The 18,643-nt window shown below is 61.5% G+C and carries 16 protein-coding genes and 1 tRNA gene; 9 read left to right on the forward strand and 8 right to left on the reverse strand.

The window, feature by feature from the left end; translation table 11 throughout:
* Positions 1-81 precede the first annotated feature (81 nt).
* A tRNA-Pro gene (locus tag CUC44_RS07035) sits at positions 82-158 on the reverse strand.
* A gap of 294 nt (positions 159-452) precedes the next feature.
* On the opposite strand from CUC44_RS07035, the gene tadA reads away from it, so the two are divergent.
* From tadA to CUC44_RS07075, 7 genes are all read left to right on the forward strand, one after another.
* The gene (gene tadA, locus CUC44_RS07045; RefSeq protein ID WP_425266299.1) at positions 453-989 is read left to right on the forward strand and encodes a tRNA adenosine(34) deaminase TadA; all 537 of its coding nucleotides are present in this window, start codon (positions 453-455) and stop codon (positions 987-989) included.
* Positions 990-1,195: 206 nt separating this feature from the next.
* On the forward strand, positions 1,196-3,433 hold the full coding sequence (locus tag CUC44_RS07050) for an ABC transporter permease subunit (protein WP_100859269.1): 2,238 nt from the start codon (positions 1,196-1,198) through the stop codon (positions 3,431-3,433).
* A gap of 50 nt (positions 3,434-3,483) precedes the next feature.
* Entirely contained in the window at positions 3,484-5,133 is a 1,650-nt protein-coding gene (gene pstA / locus CUC44_RS07055) for a phosphate ABC transporter permease PstA (protein ID WP_100859270.1), read from the forward strand.
* Between the two features lie 119 nt (positions 5,134-5,252).
* Positions 5,253-6,071, forward strand: a complete 819-nt coding sequence (gene pstB, locus CUC44_RS07060) for a phosphate ABC transporter ATP-binding protein PstB (protein ID WP_100859271.1) — start codon at positions 5,253-5,255, stop codon at positions 6,069-6,071.
* A 109-nt stretch (positions 6,072-6,180) separates the two neighbouring features.
* On the forward strand, positions 6,181-6,891 hold the full coding sequence (gene phoU / locus CUC44_RS07065) for a phosphate signaling complex protein PhoU (protein ID WP_100859272.1): 711 nt from the start codon (positions 6,181-6,183) through the stop codon (positions 6,889-6,891).
* Positions 6,892-7,161: 270 nt separating this feature from the next.
* Positions 7,162-8,493, forward strand: a complete 1,332-nt coding sequence (gene paeA, locus CUC44_RS07070; protein WP_100859273.1) for a polyamine export protein PaeA — start codon at positions 7,162-7,164, stop codon at positions 8,491-8,493.
* 143 nt (positions 8,494-8,636) lie between these two features.
* Complete coding sequence (locus CUC44_RS07075; RefSeq protein ID WP_167388822.1) at positions 8,637-9,179, forward strand: hypothetical protein; 543 nt, start codon at positions 8,637-8,639, stop codon at positions 9,177-9,179.
* A 70-nt stretch (positions 9,180-9,249) separates the two neighbouring features.
* Here the strand turns inward: CUC44_RS07075 and CUC44_RS07080 are convergent, their stop codons facing one another.
* Positions 9,250-10,089: a sterol desaturase family protein gene (locus CUC44_RS07080; RefSeq protein ID WP_167388819.1), complete on the reverse strand. Its 840-nt coding sequence runs from the start codon at positions 10,087-10,089 to the stop codon at positions 9,250-9,252.
* 177 nt (positions 10,090-10,266) lie between these two features.
* Here CUC44_RS07080 and CUC44_RS07085 point away from each other — a divergent pair, with 177 nt between their 5' ends.
* Positions 10,267-10,635 (forward strand): hypothetical protein, encoded by a 369-nt coding sequence (locus CUC44_RS07085; protein ID WP_100859276.1) that lies wholly within the window; start codon positions 10,267-10,269, stop codon positions 10,633-10,635.
* Between the two features lie 70 nt (positions 10,636-10,705).
* On the opposite strand, the gene CUC44_RS07090 is transcribed toward CUC44_RS07085, so the two are convergent.
* The 3 genes from CUC44_RS07090 to CUC44_RS07100 form a co-directional block, all read right to left on the reverse strand.
* Positions 10,706-11,449, reverse strand: a complete 744-nt coding sequence (locus tag CUC44_RS07090) for an amino acid ABC transporter ATP-binding protein (protein WP_100859277.1) — start codon at positions 11,447-11,449, stop codon at positions 10,706-10,708.
* Between the two features lie 74 nt (positions 11,450-11,523).
* Complete coding sequence (locus CUC44_RS07095) at positions 11,524-12,483, reverse strand: amino acid ABC transporter permease (RefSeq protein ID WP_100859278.1); 960 nt, start codon at positions 12,481-12,483, stop codon at positions 11,524-11,526.
* A gap of 101 nt (positions 12,484-12,584) precedes the next feature.
* Positions 12,585-13,376: a transporter substrate-binding domain-containing protein gene (locus CUC44_RS07100; RefSeq protein ID WP_100859300.1), complete on the reverse strand. Its 792-nt coding sequence runs from the start codon at positions 13,374-13,376 to the stop codon at positions 12,585-12,587.
* 493 nt (positions 13,377-13,869) lie between these two features.
* Here CUC44_RS07100 and CUC44_RS07105 point away from each other — a divergent pair, with 493 nt between their 5' ends.
* Positions 13,870-14,997, forward strand: a complete 1,128-nt coding sequence (locus CUC44_RS07105) for a GGDEF domain-containing protein (protein ID WP_100859279.1) — start codon at positions 13,870-13,872, stop codon at positions 14,995-14,997.
* A 13-nt stretch (positions 14,998-15,010) separates the two neighbouring features.
* On the opposite strand, the gene uhpC is transcribed toward CUC44_RS07105, so the two are convergent.
* The 3 genes from uhpC to uhpA are packed head-to-tail and all read right to left on the reverse strand — an operon-like array spanning position 15,011 to position 18,474.
* Positions 15,011-16,345 (reverse strand): MFS transporter, encoded by a 1,335-nt coding sequence (gene uhpC / locus CUC44_RS07110; protein WP_100859280.1) that lies wholly within the window; start codon positions 16,343-16,345, stop codon positions 15,011-15,013.
* Positions 16,346-16,369: 24 nt separating this feature from the next.
* The gene (uhpB, locus tag CUC44_RS07115) at positions 16,370-17,887 is read right to left on the reverse strand and encodes a signal transduction histidine-protein kinase/phosphatase UhpB (RefSeq protein WP_100859281.1); all 1,518 of its coding nucleotides are present in this window, start codon (positions 17,885-17,887) and stop codon (positions 16,370-16,372) included.
* Positions 17,884-18,474: a response regulator transcription factor UhpA gene (gene uhpA, locus CUC44_RS07120; protein ID WP_100859282.1), complete on the reverse strand. Its 591-nt coding sequence runs from the start codon at positions 18,472-18,474 to the stop codon at positions 17,884-17,886. The genes uhpB and uhpA overlap by 4 nt, the downstream gene beginning before the upstream one ends.
* Positions 18,475-18,643 lie beyond the last annotated feature (169 nt).

The following is an 18,643-nucleotide window of genomic DNA, read 5'->3' on the forward strand; positions in this document are numbered from 1 at the left end:
AATAATAGAAGAAGATAGCGAGAGGGAAAGAGCAGGCAAAAAAATAGCCCAGTCGAGAGACTGGGCTATTTTCGGGGAAAATGGTCGGTGTGAGAGGATTCGAACCTCCGACCCTCTACACCCCATGCAGATGCGCTACCTGGCTGCGCTACACACCGACGAGGTCAGTTCGAGCTGACGGAAGGGAGTCTAATGATATGGCCAAGTGGGCGCAACTCCTTTTTTATCAGACAGATGCCGATTGCTTCTTTATTGTTCAGTCGCGATGCGACTTGGGCCCGCGCGGGAGATTTGGCATAATCGGCGCCCGTTCGCACCGGGCTGTTCTGGGCGGCCAGGCCCCAGATGCCAGACTGTCCCCTGCACAGGTTGAGGTCAGGTACTGGTAACCGGTGCTGCCGGGTGAGAAACATGAGAGACAAACAAGAGGTGAAGGCGTGACGGCATCAGAGATCAAAGCCACCGAGGGGCAATCCGAACAGGACGCCAAGCAGGACGAGCGCTGGATGCAACATGCCATGGCGCTGGCGGCGCGGGCCGAGGGGATCGGCGAGATCCCGGTGGGCGCCGTGCTGGTGCTGGGGGACGAGGTGATAGGCGAGGGCTGGAATCGCTCCATCAGCGAGCACGATGCCTGCGCCCATGCGGAGATCATGGCGATCCGCGCCGCTGGCGCCCGGCTGCAGAACTACCGGCTGCTGGAGAGTACCCTCTATGTGACCCTGGAGCCCTGCTGCATGTGCGCCGGCGCCCTCATCCACAGCCGGGTCAAGCGGGTGGTGTTCGGCGCCCGGGATCTCAAGACGGGCGCTGCGGGGTCGGTGTTCGAGATCCTGCAGGACCCCCGTCACAACCACAGGGTCGAGCTCTGTGGCGATGTGCTGGCAGATGCCTGCTCGGCCCAGCTCTCGGCTTTCTTCAAACGGCGCCGGGCCGAGAAGAAGGCAGAAAAACTGGCGTTGAAGCAGGCAAACGGCGACGACGCCTGATCTCCTCGGGGGAGGCATCGGCTTCCCCCGTACCTTCCTATAATTAAAACCCCTCTCTAAACAGCATGTTACTGCGCTCTTCAGCGCGCACCATTCCGCGTTTTTTCCCTCTGCAAAGAAGCTGCTCTTCATCACTCTTGATGTAACAAAACTGTCATGCAACCGCCATATAATGCCGCCAAGCCTAGCTCACATTGAGGTTTTGCATGTCATCGGAATCGATCAACCTGGTCATGGCGGGCAGTAGAAAACGCCGGATCAAGGACAAGTTGGCCAAGTACGGAGTGACCACAGGGGGTGGTCTGGTACTGGTGGCCCTGTTGCTTATTTTCTTCTACCTGCTCTATGTGGTGAAGCCCATCTTCAATGGCGCCAGCATGGATGCGACCTCCTCCTTCACGCTGCCGGTACAGGGCAAGACCGCCTGGCTCGGCGTCGAGGAGCAAAACGAGATCGGTTATCGCTTCAGCGACAAGGGAGAGGTCAGCTTCTTCGCCGTGCAGGCCGATGGCAACCTCAAGGTGGGTCAGGTGCTGGGTCAGTCCAGGATCGCCGGTGACATCACAGCGGTGGCAACGCCTGCGCCGGGCCAGCGACTGATTGCCTACGGCTTTGCCGACGGCAAGGCACTGGTGGCCCAGCCCTACTTCAAGGTCTCCTATCCCAACGACGTGCGCGTCATCGAGCCCAGCCTGCAATACCCGTTCGGCGAGGAGCCCATGGTGCTCGATGCCGAAGGCAAGGCACTGACCCGCATGGTGTTTGAGGCGACCAAGGACAAGATGGCCGCCGCCGCCGTGACCCAAGACGGGCGTGGCGTGATGGCCGTGATGAGCGGTGAGGAGAACTTCCTCTCCGGCGAAATCGAGTGGAGCAGTCAGAACTACAGCATCCCCTCCCTGCCGCGTCACGTGGATCAGATGTTGCTGACCCCGAACCTGCGCATCCTGTTTGTGCGTGAAGGCAATCGCCTGTCTGTCTATGACATCCACAATCTCAACGACATCTCGTTGCGCGATGTCATGGAGATCAATGCGCCCAATGCCAACGTGACCCAGGTCGCGCTGCTCTCCGGTGCCTCTTCCCTGCTGGTGGGCAATGACAATGGCGTCATCTCCCAGTGGTTCGAGGTGGCCAAAGATGGCAAACGTGCCTTTACCCAGATCCGTGACTTCAAGGGCGACGGCCCAGTCGACTTGCTGACCCCGGAGCATTTTCGCAAGGGCTTCATCAGCAGCGCCAAAGACGGCACCGTCAACTTCTTCCACGCCACCGGCGAAGCCAAGCTGCTGACGGAGAAGGTAGAAGGCGGCGCCATGGCGGCCTTGGCCATCTCCCCGCGCCACAACCTGCTGCTGGCCCAGCAGGGCGACACCTTCAAGCTGTTTGACGTCGAAAACGATCACCCCGAGGTGACCTGGTCGGCGCTCTGGCAGCAGGTCTGGTACGAAGGTTACCCCGAGCCGCAGTACGTCTGGCAGTCCACCTCGGCCAGCAACGACTTTGAAGCCAAGCTGAGCCTGGTGCCCCTGGTGTTCGGGACCCTCAAGGCCTCCTTCTACGCCATGCTGTTCGCCGTGCCCCTCGGCGTGGCCGGTGCCATCTACACCGCCTACTTCATGTCTGCGGGCCTTCGCAAATACGTCAAGCCGACGGTGGAAATCATGGCGGCGCTGCCGACCGTGATCCTGGGCTTCCTGGCCGGTCTCTGGCTCGCGCCCATCATAGAAGGGGCGCTGCCAGGGGTGATCCTGCTGTTGATCTTGCTGCCCATGGGCATGCTCTTGACCGCGCTGGTCTGGAACTACCTGCCGGAGCGCGGTCGCTCCTGGTTGCCGGAAGGCTGGCACGCCATCTTGCTCATTCCGGTGCTGCTGTTCATCGGTTGGGGCGCCTTTGCCCTGAGCCCGCTCATCGAGAACGCCTTCATGCACGGGGATTCGCGCATCTGGCTGACCCACGAGATGGGCATCAAGTTTGACCAGCGCAACTCCCTGGTGGTCGGTATCGCCATGGGCTTCGCGGTCATCCCCACCATCTTCTCCATCGCCGAGGATGCTGTCTTCTCCGTGCCCAAGCACCTCACTCAAGGGTCGCTCGCGCTCGGTGCCACCCCCTGGCAGACCCTGAGCCGTGTGGTGATCCTGACCGCGAGTCCGGGCATCTTCTCGGCGGTGATGATGGGCCTTGGCCGCGCCGTGGGCGAGACCATGATAGTGCTGATGGCCACAGGCAACACCCCCATCATGGACTTCTCCATGTTCCAGGGGCTGCGTACCCTGGCGGCGAACATAGCCGTGGAAATGCCGGAATCGGAAGTGGGCAGCTCCCACTACCGTGTGCTGTTCCTCGCGGCCTTCGTCCTGTTTGTCTTCACCTTTATGTTCAACACCCTGGCCGAGTTCGTTCGTCAGCGGTTGCGCGAAAAATACAGCTCTCTGTAATGAGCCGTGCCATATAAAGCGGCGTTCTGTATATGAACAAGGAATCGATAATGGGTAAGTGGTTTAAATCAGGGGCCCCCTGGATCTGGATGACAGGCGGCGCCGTCAGCCTGAGTCTGGTGGCGGTACTGGGTCTGTTGCTGCTGATCGGCTGGCGTGGTCTGGTCTACTTCTGGCCGCACCCCATCTATGAGTGGCAGTTGCAGGATGAGCAGGGCAACAAGAGCGTGCTCATCGGCGAGATCAACGATCGCGAAGAGGTACCGGTCGAGCGGCTGCGTGCCGCCGGTCAGGCCCTGGTGGGGGAGGAGCGTGAGCTGCTGACCCGTTACCTGGTCAAGACCGGCAACCGCGAGTTCGTCGACCTTGATTTTCGCTGGGTGCTGGAGACCGACATCAAGTCCCGCACCCTGCCGGCCGAGCTGGCCATGGTCGAGCGCACCACCAACGGTAACTTCTACGGTTACATCGTCGGGGTGAAGGAAGATGGCAAGGCGCTGACGGCAGACTTGCACCCTGCCTTGCAACGGGTGCTGGCTCGTGCCAATGGCTTGTCAGAGCAGGCCAACGAGCTGCAAAAGGGTGACATCGGCGGCATCAACTATCAGCTGGAGCGCCTGCGCCTGAAAGAGCGCAAGGCCGAGCTGGAAGGTGAGCTGACCGACGCACTCAAGGGGGATCTCGAGAGCCAGCGTCAGGCCCTCAACGACAGCTACCAGGTGCTGGAGAAGGAGCTGTTCTCCCTGCGCACCCAGGCGGACAGGGACTCCATTACCGTCAAGGACATGCGCGGCGAGCTAGTCACCATGCCCATGTCCAAGGTGCTGGACGTGGTCTGGCCCAATGACATGAGCCTGCCGGCCAAGGTGGGACACTGGTTCCATCAGATTGGCAAGTTCGTCTCCGATGACCCCCGTGAGGCCAACACCGAAGGCGGCGTGTTCCCGGCCATTTTCGGCACCGTCTTCATGGTGCTGCTGATGGCGGTCATAGTGACTCCGCTCGGGGTGGTGGCGGCGGTCTACCTGCACGAATACGCGGGCAAGAACAGCCTGACCAAGATCATCCGCATCGCGGTGATCAACCTGGCGGGCGTGCCCTCCATAGTGTACGGGGTGTTTGGTCTGGGCTTCTTCGTTTATACCCTGGGCGGCTCCATCGACCAGCTGTTCTACCCGGAAGCGCTGCCGAGCCCGACCTTTGGCTCCCCCGGCGTCATCTGGTCGGCGCTGACCCTGGCCATCCTGACCCTGCCGGTGGTGATCGTCTCCACCGAAGAGGGGTTGGCCCGGATCCCGAGCACCATTCGCCAGGGTTCCCTGGCGCTCGGTGCCACCCAGGCCGAGACCCTGTGGCGCATCGTGCTGCCCATGGCGAGCCCGGCCATCATGACCGGCCTCATCCTGGCGATAGCACGCGCGGCGGGTGAAGTGGCGCCGCTGATGCTGGTGGGGGTGGTGAAACTGGCACCGACCCTGCCGATGGATGGCAACTTCCCGTACCTGCACGTGGAGCGCAAGTTCATGCACCTGGGCTTCCACATCTACGACGTGGGCTTCCAGAGCCCGAACGTCGAGGCGGCGCGGCCCCTGGTGTATGCCACCTCCTTCCTGCTGGTGACTGTGATTGTCGGCCTGAACCTGACGGCTATCGGTATTCGTAACCACCTGCGCGAGAAATTCCGGTCACTGGAACATTGATCCGGCTGACCCAGACTGAGATGAGGGATGCGCGGCCCGAGGGCGGGCCGCCATCCGCTGCAACGCATGAGACGGTCGCTGGAGTCGCTCCGGCCACCTTGAATAGATTGAGGTAACAGATGATCAACGTAACACCGAATTCGACCCAGCATACCGCCATCGACCTGCTCAACCTGAGCCCGGAGCAGACCGCGCTCGAGGTCAAGGATCTCAACCTGTATTACGGCAACAAACAGGCGCTGTTCAACGTCAACATGAAGATCCCCAAAGGCCAGGTGACCGCCTTTATCGGCCCGTCCGGTTGTGGCAAGTCGACCCTGCTGCGCTGCATCAACCGGATGAACGATCTGGTGGAGATCTGCCGCATCGAGGGAGAGATCCAGCTGCACGGCCACAACATCTATGACAAGGGGGTGGATGTCTCCGCCCTGCGCCGTCAGGTGGGCATGGTGTTCCAGCGCCCGAACCCCTTCCCGAAATCCATCTACGAGAACGTGGTCTATGGATTGCGCCTGCAGGGCATCAACGACCGCCGTACCCTGGACGAGGCCGCCGAGCGTTCACTGCGTGGCGCGGCCCTGTGGGAAGAGGTGAAGGATCGGCTGCACGACAACGCGTTCGGTCTGTCCGGTGGTCAGCAGCAGCGTCTGGTGATCGCCCGAGCCATCGCCATCGAGCCGGAAGTGCTGCTGCTGGATGAACCGACCTCGGCGCTGGACCCCATCTCCACCCTGACCATCGAGGAGCTGATCAACGAGCTCAAGAGCCAGTTCACCGTGGTTATCGTTACCCACAACATGCAGCAGGCGGCGCGGGTGTCAGATCAGACCGCCTTCATGTACATGGGCGAGCTCATCGAGTACTCGAACACCAATACCATCTTCACCACTCCGGCCAAGAAGAAGACGGAAGACTACATCACGGGTCGCTATGGCTAAGGTCGTCGCAGGCGATAAGGGTAAGTGGCATGAAGAGCACGAATATCAGTAACAGATTGGCAGTCGGTTCAACGGCTAGGGCATAATCGGAGCATCAAGGATTACTCGTATGGATAATATGAACCTCAATAAACACATCTCCGGTCAGTTCAATGCCGAGCTGGAGAACGTGCGCAACCAGGTGCTGGTGATGGGAGGCCTGGTCGAGCAGCAGCTGACCGACGCCATCGCCGCCATCCACATCCAGGATCTGGATGCGGCGCGCAAAATCGTGGCCAACGACCACAAGGTCAATGCGATGGAAGTGGCGATCGACGAGGAGTGCACCCGCATCATCGCCAAGCGTCAGCCCACCGCCTCCGACCTGCGTCTGGTAATGGCCATCATCAAGACCATCACGGATCTGGAGCGTATCGGCGACGTGGCGGACAAGATTGCCCGCATGCTGACCGACAACGCCAACAAGCCGCAGCCGCCGCTGGTATCGCTTGAGAACATGGGGCGCCGCACCATCAAGATGCTGCACGACGTGCTCGACGCCTTCGCCCGCATGGATCTGGAGGCGGCCATCACCGTCTACAAGGAAGACGACAAGGTGGATCGGGAGTACGAGTCCATCATCCGCGAGCTGATGACCTACATGATGGAAGACCCCCGCACCATACCCCAGGTACTGAACGTGCTGTGGGCGGCGCGGGCCATCGAGCGGGTCGGCGATCGTTGCCAGCACATCTGTGAATACATCGTCTACTACGTCAAGGGCAAGGACGTACGCCACACCAAGGCGGACGAGCTGAGCGACCTGCTTGGCAAGCACTGAGCCGGCTCCTGCTGACGATGCAAGTTCACTCTGTGATCAGCAAGACGGCGAATTATGCGGTCTATCTGTCTTTAGTCCGTTGTAAATGAATAAAAAGGCGCCTGGAGCGCCTTTTTTGTTGCATCGAACGGCAAGATAAGATATCGCCCCCCAAGGGGCGCTTTTCTGCTAGAATATGGCCCCTGTGTGAGTCCCGGATGGACTCACGGTCTGGTATCCCGGGCCCAGTTTGCCGTCTTGTGCTAAGGCGGCTGTCGCAATAGGTCAATCATGAGTTTTGCCGATAGTCTGTTTTTACTGATGCTGCTGGTTGCCAGCAGTGTGTTCTTCTCGCTCTCCGAGATCTCCCTCGCCGCCTCCCGCAAGATCAAGTTGCAGGTGATGGCCGACGAGGGTAATCGCCATGCCGAAAAAGTGCTGGCGCTGCAGGCCCAGCCGGGCAACTTCTTCACCGTAGTGCAGATAGGCCTCAATACCGTCGCCATCCTGGGCGGCATCCTGGGCGAATCCGCCCTGAACCCGGCCATCAAGACCTTCATCTCCGAGTTTTATCAGGGCCCCTGGCTTGGCCAGATAAGCTCTGCCGCCTCCTTCGTGTTCGTCACCGGCATGTTCATCCTGATAGCGGATCTGATGCCCAAGCGTCTGGCCATGACCATGCCGGAGCGGGTCGCCGTGATAGTGGTGCGTCCCATGATGCTGTGCGTCACCCTGCTGATGCCGCTGGTCTGGCTGTTCAACGGCATGGCCAATGGCCTGTTCCGCCTGCTGCGGGTCTCCATGGTGCGCAATGACGAAATCACCTCTGACGACATCTATGCGGTGATGGACGCGGGCGCCGAGGCGGGCGTCATCCAGCGCGAGGAGCATCAGCTCATCGAGAATGTGTTCGAGCTGCAATCCCTCGGCGTCACCTCCGCCATGACGGCCCGCGAGAGTCTCATCTACTTTACCCTGCAAGAGGGGGAGGAGAGCATCAAGGCCAAGATCGCCGAACATCCCCACAACAAGTTCCTGGTGTGTGATCACAACCTCGACAGCATCAAGGGCTTCGTCGATGCGAAAGAGCTGCTGATCCGCGTCATCAGCGGCCAGAGCATCGATCTCAACAGCGGCTCCCTGGTGCAGAACGTCATCATCATCCCAGATACCCTGAACCTCTACGAGGCGATGGAGTACTTCAAGAATCATCGCGGCGACTTCGCCGTGGTGATGAACGAGTACGCCCTGGTGGTGGGGATCGTCACCATGAACGACCTGATGAGCACCGTCATGGGGGAGTGGGCGACCCACGTGGTGGAAGAGCAGATAGTGCAGCGGGACGAGAACTCCTGGCTGGTGGACGGGGTGACCCCCATCTCGGACGTGATGCGGGCCTTCGACATCGAGGAGTTCCCGGAGAACCAGAACTACGAGACCATTGCCGGTTTCATCATGTACATGCTGCGCAAGATCCCCAAGCGCACCGACTCGGTCAAGTACGCCGGTTACAAGTTCGAGGTGGTGGATATCGACAGCTACAAGATCGATCAGCTGTTGGTGACCCGGGTCGAGCCCGTCGCCGCCGACAAGCTGCCGCAGGAGTCGCACCCCGCCGCCTGATGATAAACTGGCCCCAGGTGGGCCAGTTTTCGATATGATGCCCAGTTACAGATAGGAAGTGGTGGGTGTGGCAGCCACTGCCCGCCACCAGAGTGGAACCCATGAATGGAAACCATAGTGACCGAGAAGGTCGTTCAGGAGTCATTAAGATGCCATCTTATTCCCGTGCGCTCGGCTGTGTGGCGCTGGCCCTCGCCCTTGGCGCCTGCAGTCAGAGCGCCCCGCGCAAACCGGCAGCCGTGCCCAAGCCCGTTGTCCCAGAGGCCGCCGTGGTAGCGCCGCAGCCCGATCCCGATGCCGTGGTGCAAAGTGCCGTGGCGGAGCCAAACCCGGTATTCGATGAGGAGTACCATGGTCCGGATCAAGGCTCCCTGGAGTCGGTAACCGCCTTGTTTGCCCGCGGCTACATCGAATCTGCCATGCGCGAGACCATGCTGGCGGCGGTACACAGTGACTACCCCCTGCTCGGCATGCGGGACGTGCGTCTGACCGATCCCGTCGGCAAGTTCCTCACCTCCGCCCAGGCGCGCACCACGGCCCACGACTACCTCTATGCCGGCGTTCAGCGCAGGCTGGGTCGGCCCCTGAGCCCGGCCCAGTGGGAGCAGATCTGGCAAGGCTTCCCCCAGCAGGGCAGTGTCTCCGACTGGGTCAAGCAGACCAAGCGAGTGCTGGCGAAGCGCTAAGCCATCTATCTGTCAGATAGTCATGAGGCCACCCTGGGGTGGCCTCATCTATTTCTGGTCCTGGCCCGGTTCAGGAGGCGGCAGGGCCCGCTGGCTTGCCAAACAGCACCTTGAGCTTCTCGCGCCAGGGCAGGCCGCGAGCCTCTCTTAGCATGTCGCGCCACTCGTGGAAGGTGAGGGTGAAGGGGTTGAAGCTGTGGATGGGCTTGGTGATGCCAAAGCGGCAGGGCTCGGTGGCATCTTCCTCCACGAAGGTGCCAAACAGCCTGTCCCAGATGATGAGTACACCGGCGAAGTTGCGATCGATATATTTGGCGTTGCTGGCGTGGTGCACCCTGTGGTGGGAGGGAGTGTTGAAGATAGTCTCAAGCCAGCCCAGCTTGCCCACTACCTGGGTATGGACGAAGAACTGAAAGCCCAGGCTGAGCAGCACGGTGGCGACCACGGCCTCTGGCGGGAAGCCGATGAGGATCATGGGGATCCAGAACAGCCACATGCCGGAGACGGGGTACATCAGGCTCTGACGAAAGGCGGTGGAGAGGTTGAGCCGCTCCGAGCTGTGATGCACCACGTGGGAGGCCCAGAGCCAGCGCACATGGTGGCTCGCGAAGTGGAACAGCCAGTAGCAGAGATCCTGCAGTAGGAACAGCAGCAGCAGGCTCCAGACATTGAGCTCGATATCCAGCAGCCGCCAGCCCCAGAGGCCGTCGTAGAGGTAGGCGATGGCGATGGCCGCCAGCGCATCTCCCCCCTGATGCATCAGCGCCAGGGAGGCGTTGGCCACCAGATCCCGCCACTGATAAGTCGCGGTGGGGAAGGCGGCGCCGTGCCTGCGCAGGTAGAGCATCTCCCAGCAAACGAAGGCCAGAAAGAGGGGGGAGAGGTAGAGCAGCAGTAGTTGTACATCCATGTGATGTATCCGGTTGGACCAGTTGGCTCCCAGCATACCGAATGAATTTAAAAATTCATTAACATTTCGCGCCACGGCCGGCCTTGCCGCCCTTTGGGGGATCCTCACTTACACTGGAAGAGAGGGCGCCTGTGTCAGGGCGTCCCAAGCGGCATGATGTCAGCTGAGGAGGAGAGAATGAGAGCAAACCATGTTTGCGTCATGCTCAGCCTGTTGACCGCGAGTGCAGGGGCCAATGACAGTTTCAACAGCGAGTTGAGTCATTTTGCCGGCGGTGCGGCCATGGGGGCGGGCTTTACGGCCATTGCGGATCACTATGGCTATCGGGAACACAGGGGCTGGATCGGGTTTGGCGTCTCGACCGGTATCGGTATCGCCGCAGAGCTGGTCGAGCAAGCATCGGGGGATGACTTCTCGGCCCTGGATGCGGGCGCCAATGCGCTGGGGGCTGCCGTGGGGGCCTACAGCACGGATCGCTGGTGGCTGGCACCCGTGGTGCTGCCCGAGGCCCATTATGTGGGACTGGTGAGCAACTATCGTTTCTGATGGTGGCCTGGGGCCGTCTGAATGAGAGGAGGGAGCCTGGGCTCCCTCTTTTGTCAGCTGATTTACAGGATCACAACACCTGACTCAGGAACTGGCGCAGCCGTGGGGAAGGGGGGGTGTCGAAGAAGTCGCTGGGCTTCTCGTCCACCAGCAACTCGCCGCTCTCCATAAACAGCACCCGGTCCGCCACTTCGCGGGCGAAGCCCATCTCGTGGGTCACTACCACCATGGTCATGCCTTCCCGGGCCAGCCCCTTCATCACGTCCAGCACCTCCCCCACCATCTCGGGATCCAGCGCACTGGTGGGCTCATCGAACAGCATGATGCGCGGCTGCATGGCGAGTGCTCTGGCGATAGCCACCCGCTGTTGCTGGCCGCCGGAGAGCTGGGATGGATAGCTTTCGGCCTTGTTGGACAGTCCCACCTTGAGCAGCAGCGCCTTGGCCCTGTCTTCGGCCTCTTTGCGGGAGAGCCTGCGCACCTTCTGGGGGGCCAGGCTGATGTTGTCCAGCACGTTGAGGTGGGGGAAGAGGTTGAAGGACTGGAACACCATGCCCACCTCTTCGCGCAGCTTGTTGACGTCGCCAGGCTCGGTCAGGCTGATGCCATCCACGACGATGTGGCCATCGTTGATGGTCTCGAGCTGGTTGAGGGTACGCAGGAAGGTGGACTTGCCAGAGCCGCTCGGCCCCACTATGACCACCACCTCACCCTCGGCCACCTGGGTGCTGACATTCTTGAGGGCGTGCACTTCGCTGCCGTAAAACTTCTCGACGCCCGTCGCCTTGATGATGGGATCAGTTGCGCTTCGCATGTGTCACCTCCAGTGAATGGACCTGGAAGGCGCGGGCAAGATGTCTCGACTCTGGTCGGGCTCTGATGATGGGGTTAGTTGCTTTTCGCATATTTCACCTCGAGACGGCGTACCAGGAAGGAGAGGGTGCCGGTGAGCACCAGGTAGAGCAGGGCCACGGTGAACCACACCTCGAACGGACTGAAGGTGGAGCTGACCACCTCCCGTCCCGCCTTGGTGAGATCCGTGATGGAGATGACGGAGACCAGGGAGGAGTCCTTGATCAGGTTGATAAACTGGCCCGCCAGCGGCGGCAGCACCCGCTTGAACGCCTGGGGCAGGATCACGTAGCGCATGGTCTGGGCCGAGGTCATGCCAAGGCTGCGACCCGCCTCCATCTGCCCCTTGTGGATGGAGCTGATGCCAGCGCGCACGATTTCCGCCACGTAGGCGCCGGTGAACACCGCCAGCGCCGCCACCCCGGCGGTGAAGCGATCCAGATTCAATACAGTGCCGATAAAGAAGTAGACGATGAAGATCTGCACCAGCAGCGGGGTGCCACGAATCAGCTCCACATAGGTCACCGCCAGGTTGCGCAGGGCGGGATTGGGGGAGAGACGGGCGAGCCCGGCCAGGGTGCCGAGCAGGATGGCGAAGACGCCGGCCACCAGGGAGAGCTTGACCGTGACCCAGACCCCCCAGGCGATGGGACCTGCGGTCCAGCTCAGTTGAGTATCCAAGGTATCACCGAGGAAGACGGTATCCCCTTCGGCCACCTGCACGCCCTGTAGGGCGATGGCCTGGCGGCGAGTGGGGTCGAGATCGTCTTGCAGGAACAGCTGTCCCTTCTCTTTTTCAGACGTGCCGGCGACCACGGTGCCATCAAACTCGGCAAAATGTTTCTGCTCGGCCTGATAGGCGATGTATTGAGGGATGCGCTCCCAGCGCCAGGTGTAATCCACGGCCTGCACGGCCTTGTAGATGCCAAAGACGGCGACCAGCAGCATCAGCAGGAAAACGCCGTGCCAGAGCAGCTGATTGGGTTGTTTTTCCATCTGTCTTGCGGGTTTGGGGTTGATCACTGTCACAACCTCTCTTGTCGTTATTGTGTGGGGATTATCTGCGTGAAAGGGGCGGCAGGCCGCCCCTTGAGAGGTTATTTGAGTTGATTCAACCAGGTAGTGGATTCAAACCACTTCTTGTAGAGACGGTCGTAGCTGCCGTCGCCCTTGATCTGGCGCAGGTAGTTGTTCAGCCAGTTGAGAGTGTCTTGATCGCCCTTGCGGATGGCCCAGGCCAGCGGTTCGAAGGTGAACGGCTTGTCCAGGTGCACTACGGCGCCCTGGTTCTGGGAGGCGAAGATGGCGTTGTAGGGCAGATCGTAGATGAAGGCGTCAACCTTGCCGTTGATCACTTCCAGCTTGGCGTCGTCCTGGGTCTCGAACTGTAGCAGGGTTGCCTTGGGGATCATGCGTTTGACAGCTTGTTCCCCTGTGGTACCGAGCTTGACCGCGATCTTGTACTTGGGATCGTTCAAATCCTGGAAGGACTTGATTTCCCCTGCCTTGTCTTTGCGCAGCACTATGGTCTGGCCGACGACGATATAGGGATCGGCGAAGTTGACGCGCAGGTTGCGCTGGGGAGTGACCGTCATGCCGCCCATGATGACGTCGAACTTGTCGGTCAGCAGGGCCGGGATGATGCCGTCCCAGGCGGTGTTGACGAACTCCACCTTGACCCCCATCTCCTTGGCGACCATCTTGGCCAGATCCACGTCAAAGCCGATGTACTGGCCCTGCTTGTTGGTCATCTCGAAGGGTTGATAGCCGGCATCGAAGCCGACGCGCAGCACACCGCGCTCCAGCACGGCGTCAAGGGTGGAGCTGGGGGCGGCGGCGTTGGCCAGCCCACACAGCAGCAGGGTAGAGAGAATGAGTTTTTTGATCATATAGGTGACGTCTCTGTCGAAAGTGTGTTCGGCCTTGAACCTGCTCCCGTGCGACTCCATGGCACAAGAGACTGCTGCATCCGGCAACAGGCAAGACAGGATTATTGTCTTGGGTCGGGCAAAAGCCCCATATGAGATTCTATGAATGGTCTGCTGAGTGAAAAATGTACTGAAACTTGATTGTGCTAGAAGACTCAATAAGTTAGTGACGGTTTTTCCTCGTGGCTTGACTCATAAAACCACACGAAAACAACATATCTATCTAATGGCACGGGTTCAAGTGCAAAACGCCTTCAGGGTCACTTTGCGATGCTTTCATGGCGTAAGCGGGGATCAAATGGGCTCGTCTTTCCGGGGCGGTATCGCCGGATGACCCTCATGGTGTCAGGGGCTGAGCTGCGCCTGAGAATTATTTGAGTGAGGAGGAGGGCTCCCTCTGTGTCTTGCCCCGCCCTTCCCATATACTCAGCCATCCTCACAGGAAGGCCCGGGTATGGACGCTTCAATACTGCTCAAACTGGATGTTTTCACCCTGATGCTGATGGCCCTCGGGGGCTATAGCCTGGGGTTCATCACCCTATCCATCATCTGGGCAACCCACAGGGAGATCCCGGGTCTCGGCCTCTGGTGGTGGTCCAGTCTGTGCGCCCTGGCGGCCCAGACCCTGTTCTTCCTGCAGGCCTTCGCTCCCAACATGGCGGGGATCTGGACCGCCAACCTGCTCATCACCTTCTGCATCGCCCTGATGCCGCTGGCGCTGCAGCGCTTCTTCGGCCAGGCGCCGAGCTGGCGGGCCTTCACCCTGTTCATGCTGGCCTATGTGCTGATCCTGAGCTGGAGCGTATTGTTCAACGACGAGATGGCGCCCAGGGTGCTGCTGGCTTGCCTCAGTTACATGGTGCTGGGGGCCGTGATCGTGTGGCAGGTGTGGCGCCACGGTTATCCCGCCTATCTGCCCGCCGTGCTGGTGTTTACCGTGGTGAACATACTGCTCTACGGCTTCAACCTGATCCGGATGGGGGCGCTATTGGGTGGCGAGGTGCGGGTGCTGATGGATCAGCATGTGGTCAACGTCCTGCCCTTCCTCTCCATGTTGATGGGCAACTACCTCTCCACCTTCGGAGTGCTGCTGCTGTGCACCCAGTACCGGGCGTTGGCCCTGCGCCTGCAGGCGAGCCAGGATCCCCTGACCGGCTTGCTTAACCGGCGCGGCTTTATGGCGCGCGCTAGCAAGGCATCCAGGCGCGGCGCCCTGGTGGTGCTGGATCTCGATGATTTCAAACAGATCAACGATCGCCACGGTCATGAGGCGGGGGACAGGGTGCTGGCGGCGGTGGGGGTCTATCTCGCCGCCCAGCGGGATCTGGTGGCCGGCCGCTTCGGCGGCGAGGAGTTCGTGCTGCTGCTATCGGAGCGTGAACCGACCGCCCAGCAGGCACGCTGCGAGCAGATCCGCGAGGGGATAGCGGCGCTGCCGCTGAACGGTATCCAGATCACCGTCAGCATGGGGCTGGTGCCCTGCCAGCACGGTTGGCACTTCGATACCCTGTTCAGTCAGGCGGATCGGGCCCTCTACCAGGCCAAGGGCAGCGGTAAGAACCGGGTCTGCCAGAGCGCCTGACCTGGGTTGTGATTTATATCGATTCGGTGGCGAGCGTGCGTGGTGCCTGAGCCTTGAGGAAAGGCAGCAGCAACAGGGCTGAAACGCCGGCCGCCACCGAGATCACCACGAAGAAGCCGTTCCAGTGCCAGATCTCCAGTACCCGGGCCAACGGATAGCCCGCCAGTGCTGCTCCCATGTAGGCAAACAGGCCGACGAAGCCGGTGGCGGCCCCGGCGCAGTCCTTGTGGGAGCACTCCGCCGCCGCCATGCCGATCAGCATCTGGGGGCCGAACACGAAGAAGCCGATGGTGAAGAAGCAAGTCGCCTGCATCACGTAGCTGAAGAAGGGCATCAGCCAGAGCGATCCCACCGAGAGCAGGATCCCCACCGCGAAGATGAGGTTCATGGGTCCCCGGTTGCCGTTGAACAGCTTGTCCGATCCCCAGCCCGCCACCAGTGCGCCGATAAAGCCTCCCACCTCGAACATGGAAATCGCCGAGTTCGCACTCATCAGATTGAAGCCGCGCTGCTCCGTCATGTAGAGGTTGCCCCAGTCGTTGACGGCGGTACGCACCACGTAGACCAGCACATAACAGCAGGCGAGCAGCCAGATATAGGGGTTGGCGAGCACGTATTTGCGCAAGATCTGGCGCGCCGAGAGATGGGTGTCCTGGGTCTGCTGGGCGATTTCCAGGGCGTCATTGCGCCACTGGCCGACCGTGGGCAGCCCCAGAGTCGTGGGGGTATCCCGCAGCCGCCAGCACAGGAAGAGCCCGGCCAGGATGGCGATGATGCCGGGCACTATCATGCCGTAGCGCCAGCCATGTTGCAGGGCGAGGGTGCTGACGATGAGGGGAATGAGGGCCCCGCCCACGTTGTGGGCCGTGTTCCAGGCGGACCACCAGAAGCCGCGCTCGGTGCGCGAATACCAGCTGGTGAGCAGCTTCGAACAAGGAGGCCAGCCCCAGCCCTGGAAGAAGGCGTTGGCCACCATGAGGGCGACGAACAGCCAGAGGGACGACGAGAGCCCGAACAGTATATTGATGACCCCGGTCGCCATCAGCCCGAGCCCCATGAAGTAACGGGGGTTGGCCCGGTCGCTGATGATGCCGGAGACGAACTTGGAGCAGCCGTAGGTGAGGTAGAACAGGGTCCATAGCATGCCGATGTCGGATTTATCGAGCATGCCCTCGGCCAGCATGTCCGGCATGGCGAAGTTGAAGCTCTTGCGGGTGAAGTAGAAGACCGCGTAGCCCAGATACATGGTCAGCAGCAGATGGATGCGCCAGTGGCGATAGGTCGCGTCGATCTCGGCCTGATCCTTCAGGGGCGGCGCCGGTGGGCGGCTCTTGATAAAGCTCAGCATGAAAACCCCTTCTGGAACAAGGACTCAGCCATTTGGGCTCTCCCGTTTGCGGCAAGGCAGGGTCAGGGTCAGCTGGGTGCCGTGCAGGCAGGAGAGCTGCAAGGTGCCGCCGAGCGCCTGCACCCGCTCGCGAATGCCGAGCAGGCCATAGCCCTGGGGGGCCTGCTCGGGCAGGCCGCAGCCGTCGTCTTCCAGCTGCAGTTGCAGTCGCTCGCCCTGCTGGCGGGCCAGAATGCGCACCGAGCTGGCGTTGGCGTGTTTCACCACGTTGTTGAGCCCCTCCTGACAGACCCGAAACAGGGTGACCCTCTGGGCATCGGAGAGATCGCTATCCAGCAGCTCCCACTCGAGGCGGGTGATGATGCCGTGGCGCTCGAGTTCGAGCTCCCGCAGCAGGCCGCGTACCGCCTGCTCCAGGCTCATGTCGTCGAGCTGACGGGGGCGCAGGCGCCCGAGCAGGCCGCGCACCGCGTCGTAGATGCCCAGCGACAGGGTGTCGATGAGGGCGCTGCTCTGACCGACCCCGGCGTTGTCCGGCGCCAGCCGCCGCGCTATGCCCGCCTGGGTGCGAATGGCCGTGATGGTCTGGCCTATGTCGTCGTGCAGCTCCCGGGCCACCTCCTTGCGAATGCTCTCCTCGGTCTCCAGCAGCCGCTCGGTGAGCTGGCGATTGTGGGCGAGCTGGCGGGTCAGTGCCTGGTTGAGCTCCCGCTGGCGCTGGATGCCGGCGCCGAGCAACAGGCCGGTCAGGCTCTGGGCCAAGAGGGAGAGCAGCAGGTCCAGCGGGTGTTCATGCCAGGCCTGGCCCGCCATCAGGGCGACCGTGTTCATCAAAGTAGCGAGCAGGGCCCCCTGCCAGCCATAACGCCAGGCCATGGCGATGATGGGAATGGCGAGGCAGAAGGGGGTGAAACGCACCAGAGAGTCTGGCAGGCCGAGCTGCAGCCAGAGGCTCAGCACGAACAGCAGCAGATACCAGAACAGGTGGCGAAAACGCCAATCCACCGGTTGATCGATGAGGGCCGGGCCGAGGGGCACCCAGGTCGCTCGGGTCAGGTAGTGCCAGATCAGCATGCAGGTGGAGGTGAGGGTCAGGCCGCCGGTGAGGGTCAGCAGCAGGGCGGTGAGGCCATCCTCCCCGGCCAGATGCCAGAGCAGGGATTGCAGCCCGGCCGCCACCGTGACTGTGGCGAGCAGTACCAGCAGTTGCTGCCAGTCGTTGCGAATGCGCTGGCGCCGGGCGATGAGCAGGGGCACCAGGGTGAGCAGGCTGCCCACCAGGATCAACGGCCACTGGGGCATGCCCACTTCCTGATTGAGCCAATAGAGCAGCAGGGCCTCGCACAGCAGCAGCGGCGGCCAGTAGGAGAGGGGACTTTGCAGCAGCAACCCGAGCCGCAACCCGAACGGGAACAGCAAGACCGCTAGGATCGGGCTGCCCGCCAGGTGCAGGCCTATGCTCCACAGACAAAACCAGCCGGCGGCGAAGGTGAAGCAGGCCGCCAGGGCGATGGCGACGTAATGAGTGACTCTGGCGATCACCAGCTGTCCAGCATGCGGTGGGCCAGCTCCACGTTGTTGCTGACGTGCAGCTTGTCCATCAGGTTCGCGCGATGCACGTGCACCGTCTTGGGGGAGAGGCCGAGCTGCTCGGCGATGGCCTTGACGTCCATGCCGCGGGCCAGCAACTGCGCCACCTCCCGCTCCCGGTTGGTGAGGGGATCCCGGCTGCTGCTGGCGAGCTTGTGGGCTATGTCCGGGGTGAGATAGCAGCCGCCGTGGGCGGCGGTGCGCACCGCGGCGATCAGCTCCTCCGGGCTGCAGCGCTTGGAGAGAAAGCCCTTGGCCCCCGCTTGCAGCGCTTGCTCCACCAGGGCCGGGCTGTCGTGTACCGACAGCATGACCACGGCGAGGCCGGCGGGCAGTTGCCTGAGCAAGTCCAGCCCGGACTGATCCGGCATGGAGATGTCGCATACGCACAGCTGCACGCCGCTGCCGGGCAGGCCGGCGAGGGCCTCGGCGGCTGAGCCGAACTCGGCGACGACCCGCAGATCGGGTTCCAGATTAAGCAGTTGGGCAAAGCCGGAGCGGACGATCTGGTGATCGTCGATGAGGGCAATTTTTATCATGATGTCAGCCTGAAATCTGCGGCCAGGGTGCTGGCGCGGCCAACAAGATACCCGCCGCAGAACGCGGGCTCAAGGGGTTGGATAAGATGCAGGCAAGATAAGTGGCAGGGAAGGACCAAAGCTTGATCCGGATCAGGCCGGACAAGCGCCGCCCGCCACTGGGCGGCGC

Source organism: Aeromonas lusitana (genome assembly GCF_002812985.1).
GTDB classification, from domain to species: Bacteria; Pseudomonadota; Gammaproteobacteria; order Enterobacterales; family Aeromonadaceae; genus Aeromonas; species Aeromonas lusitana.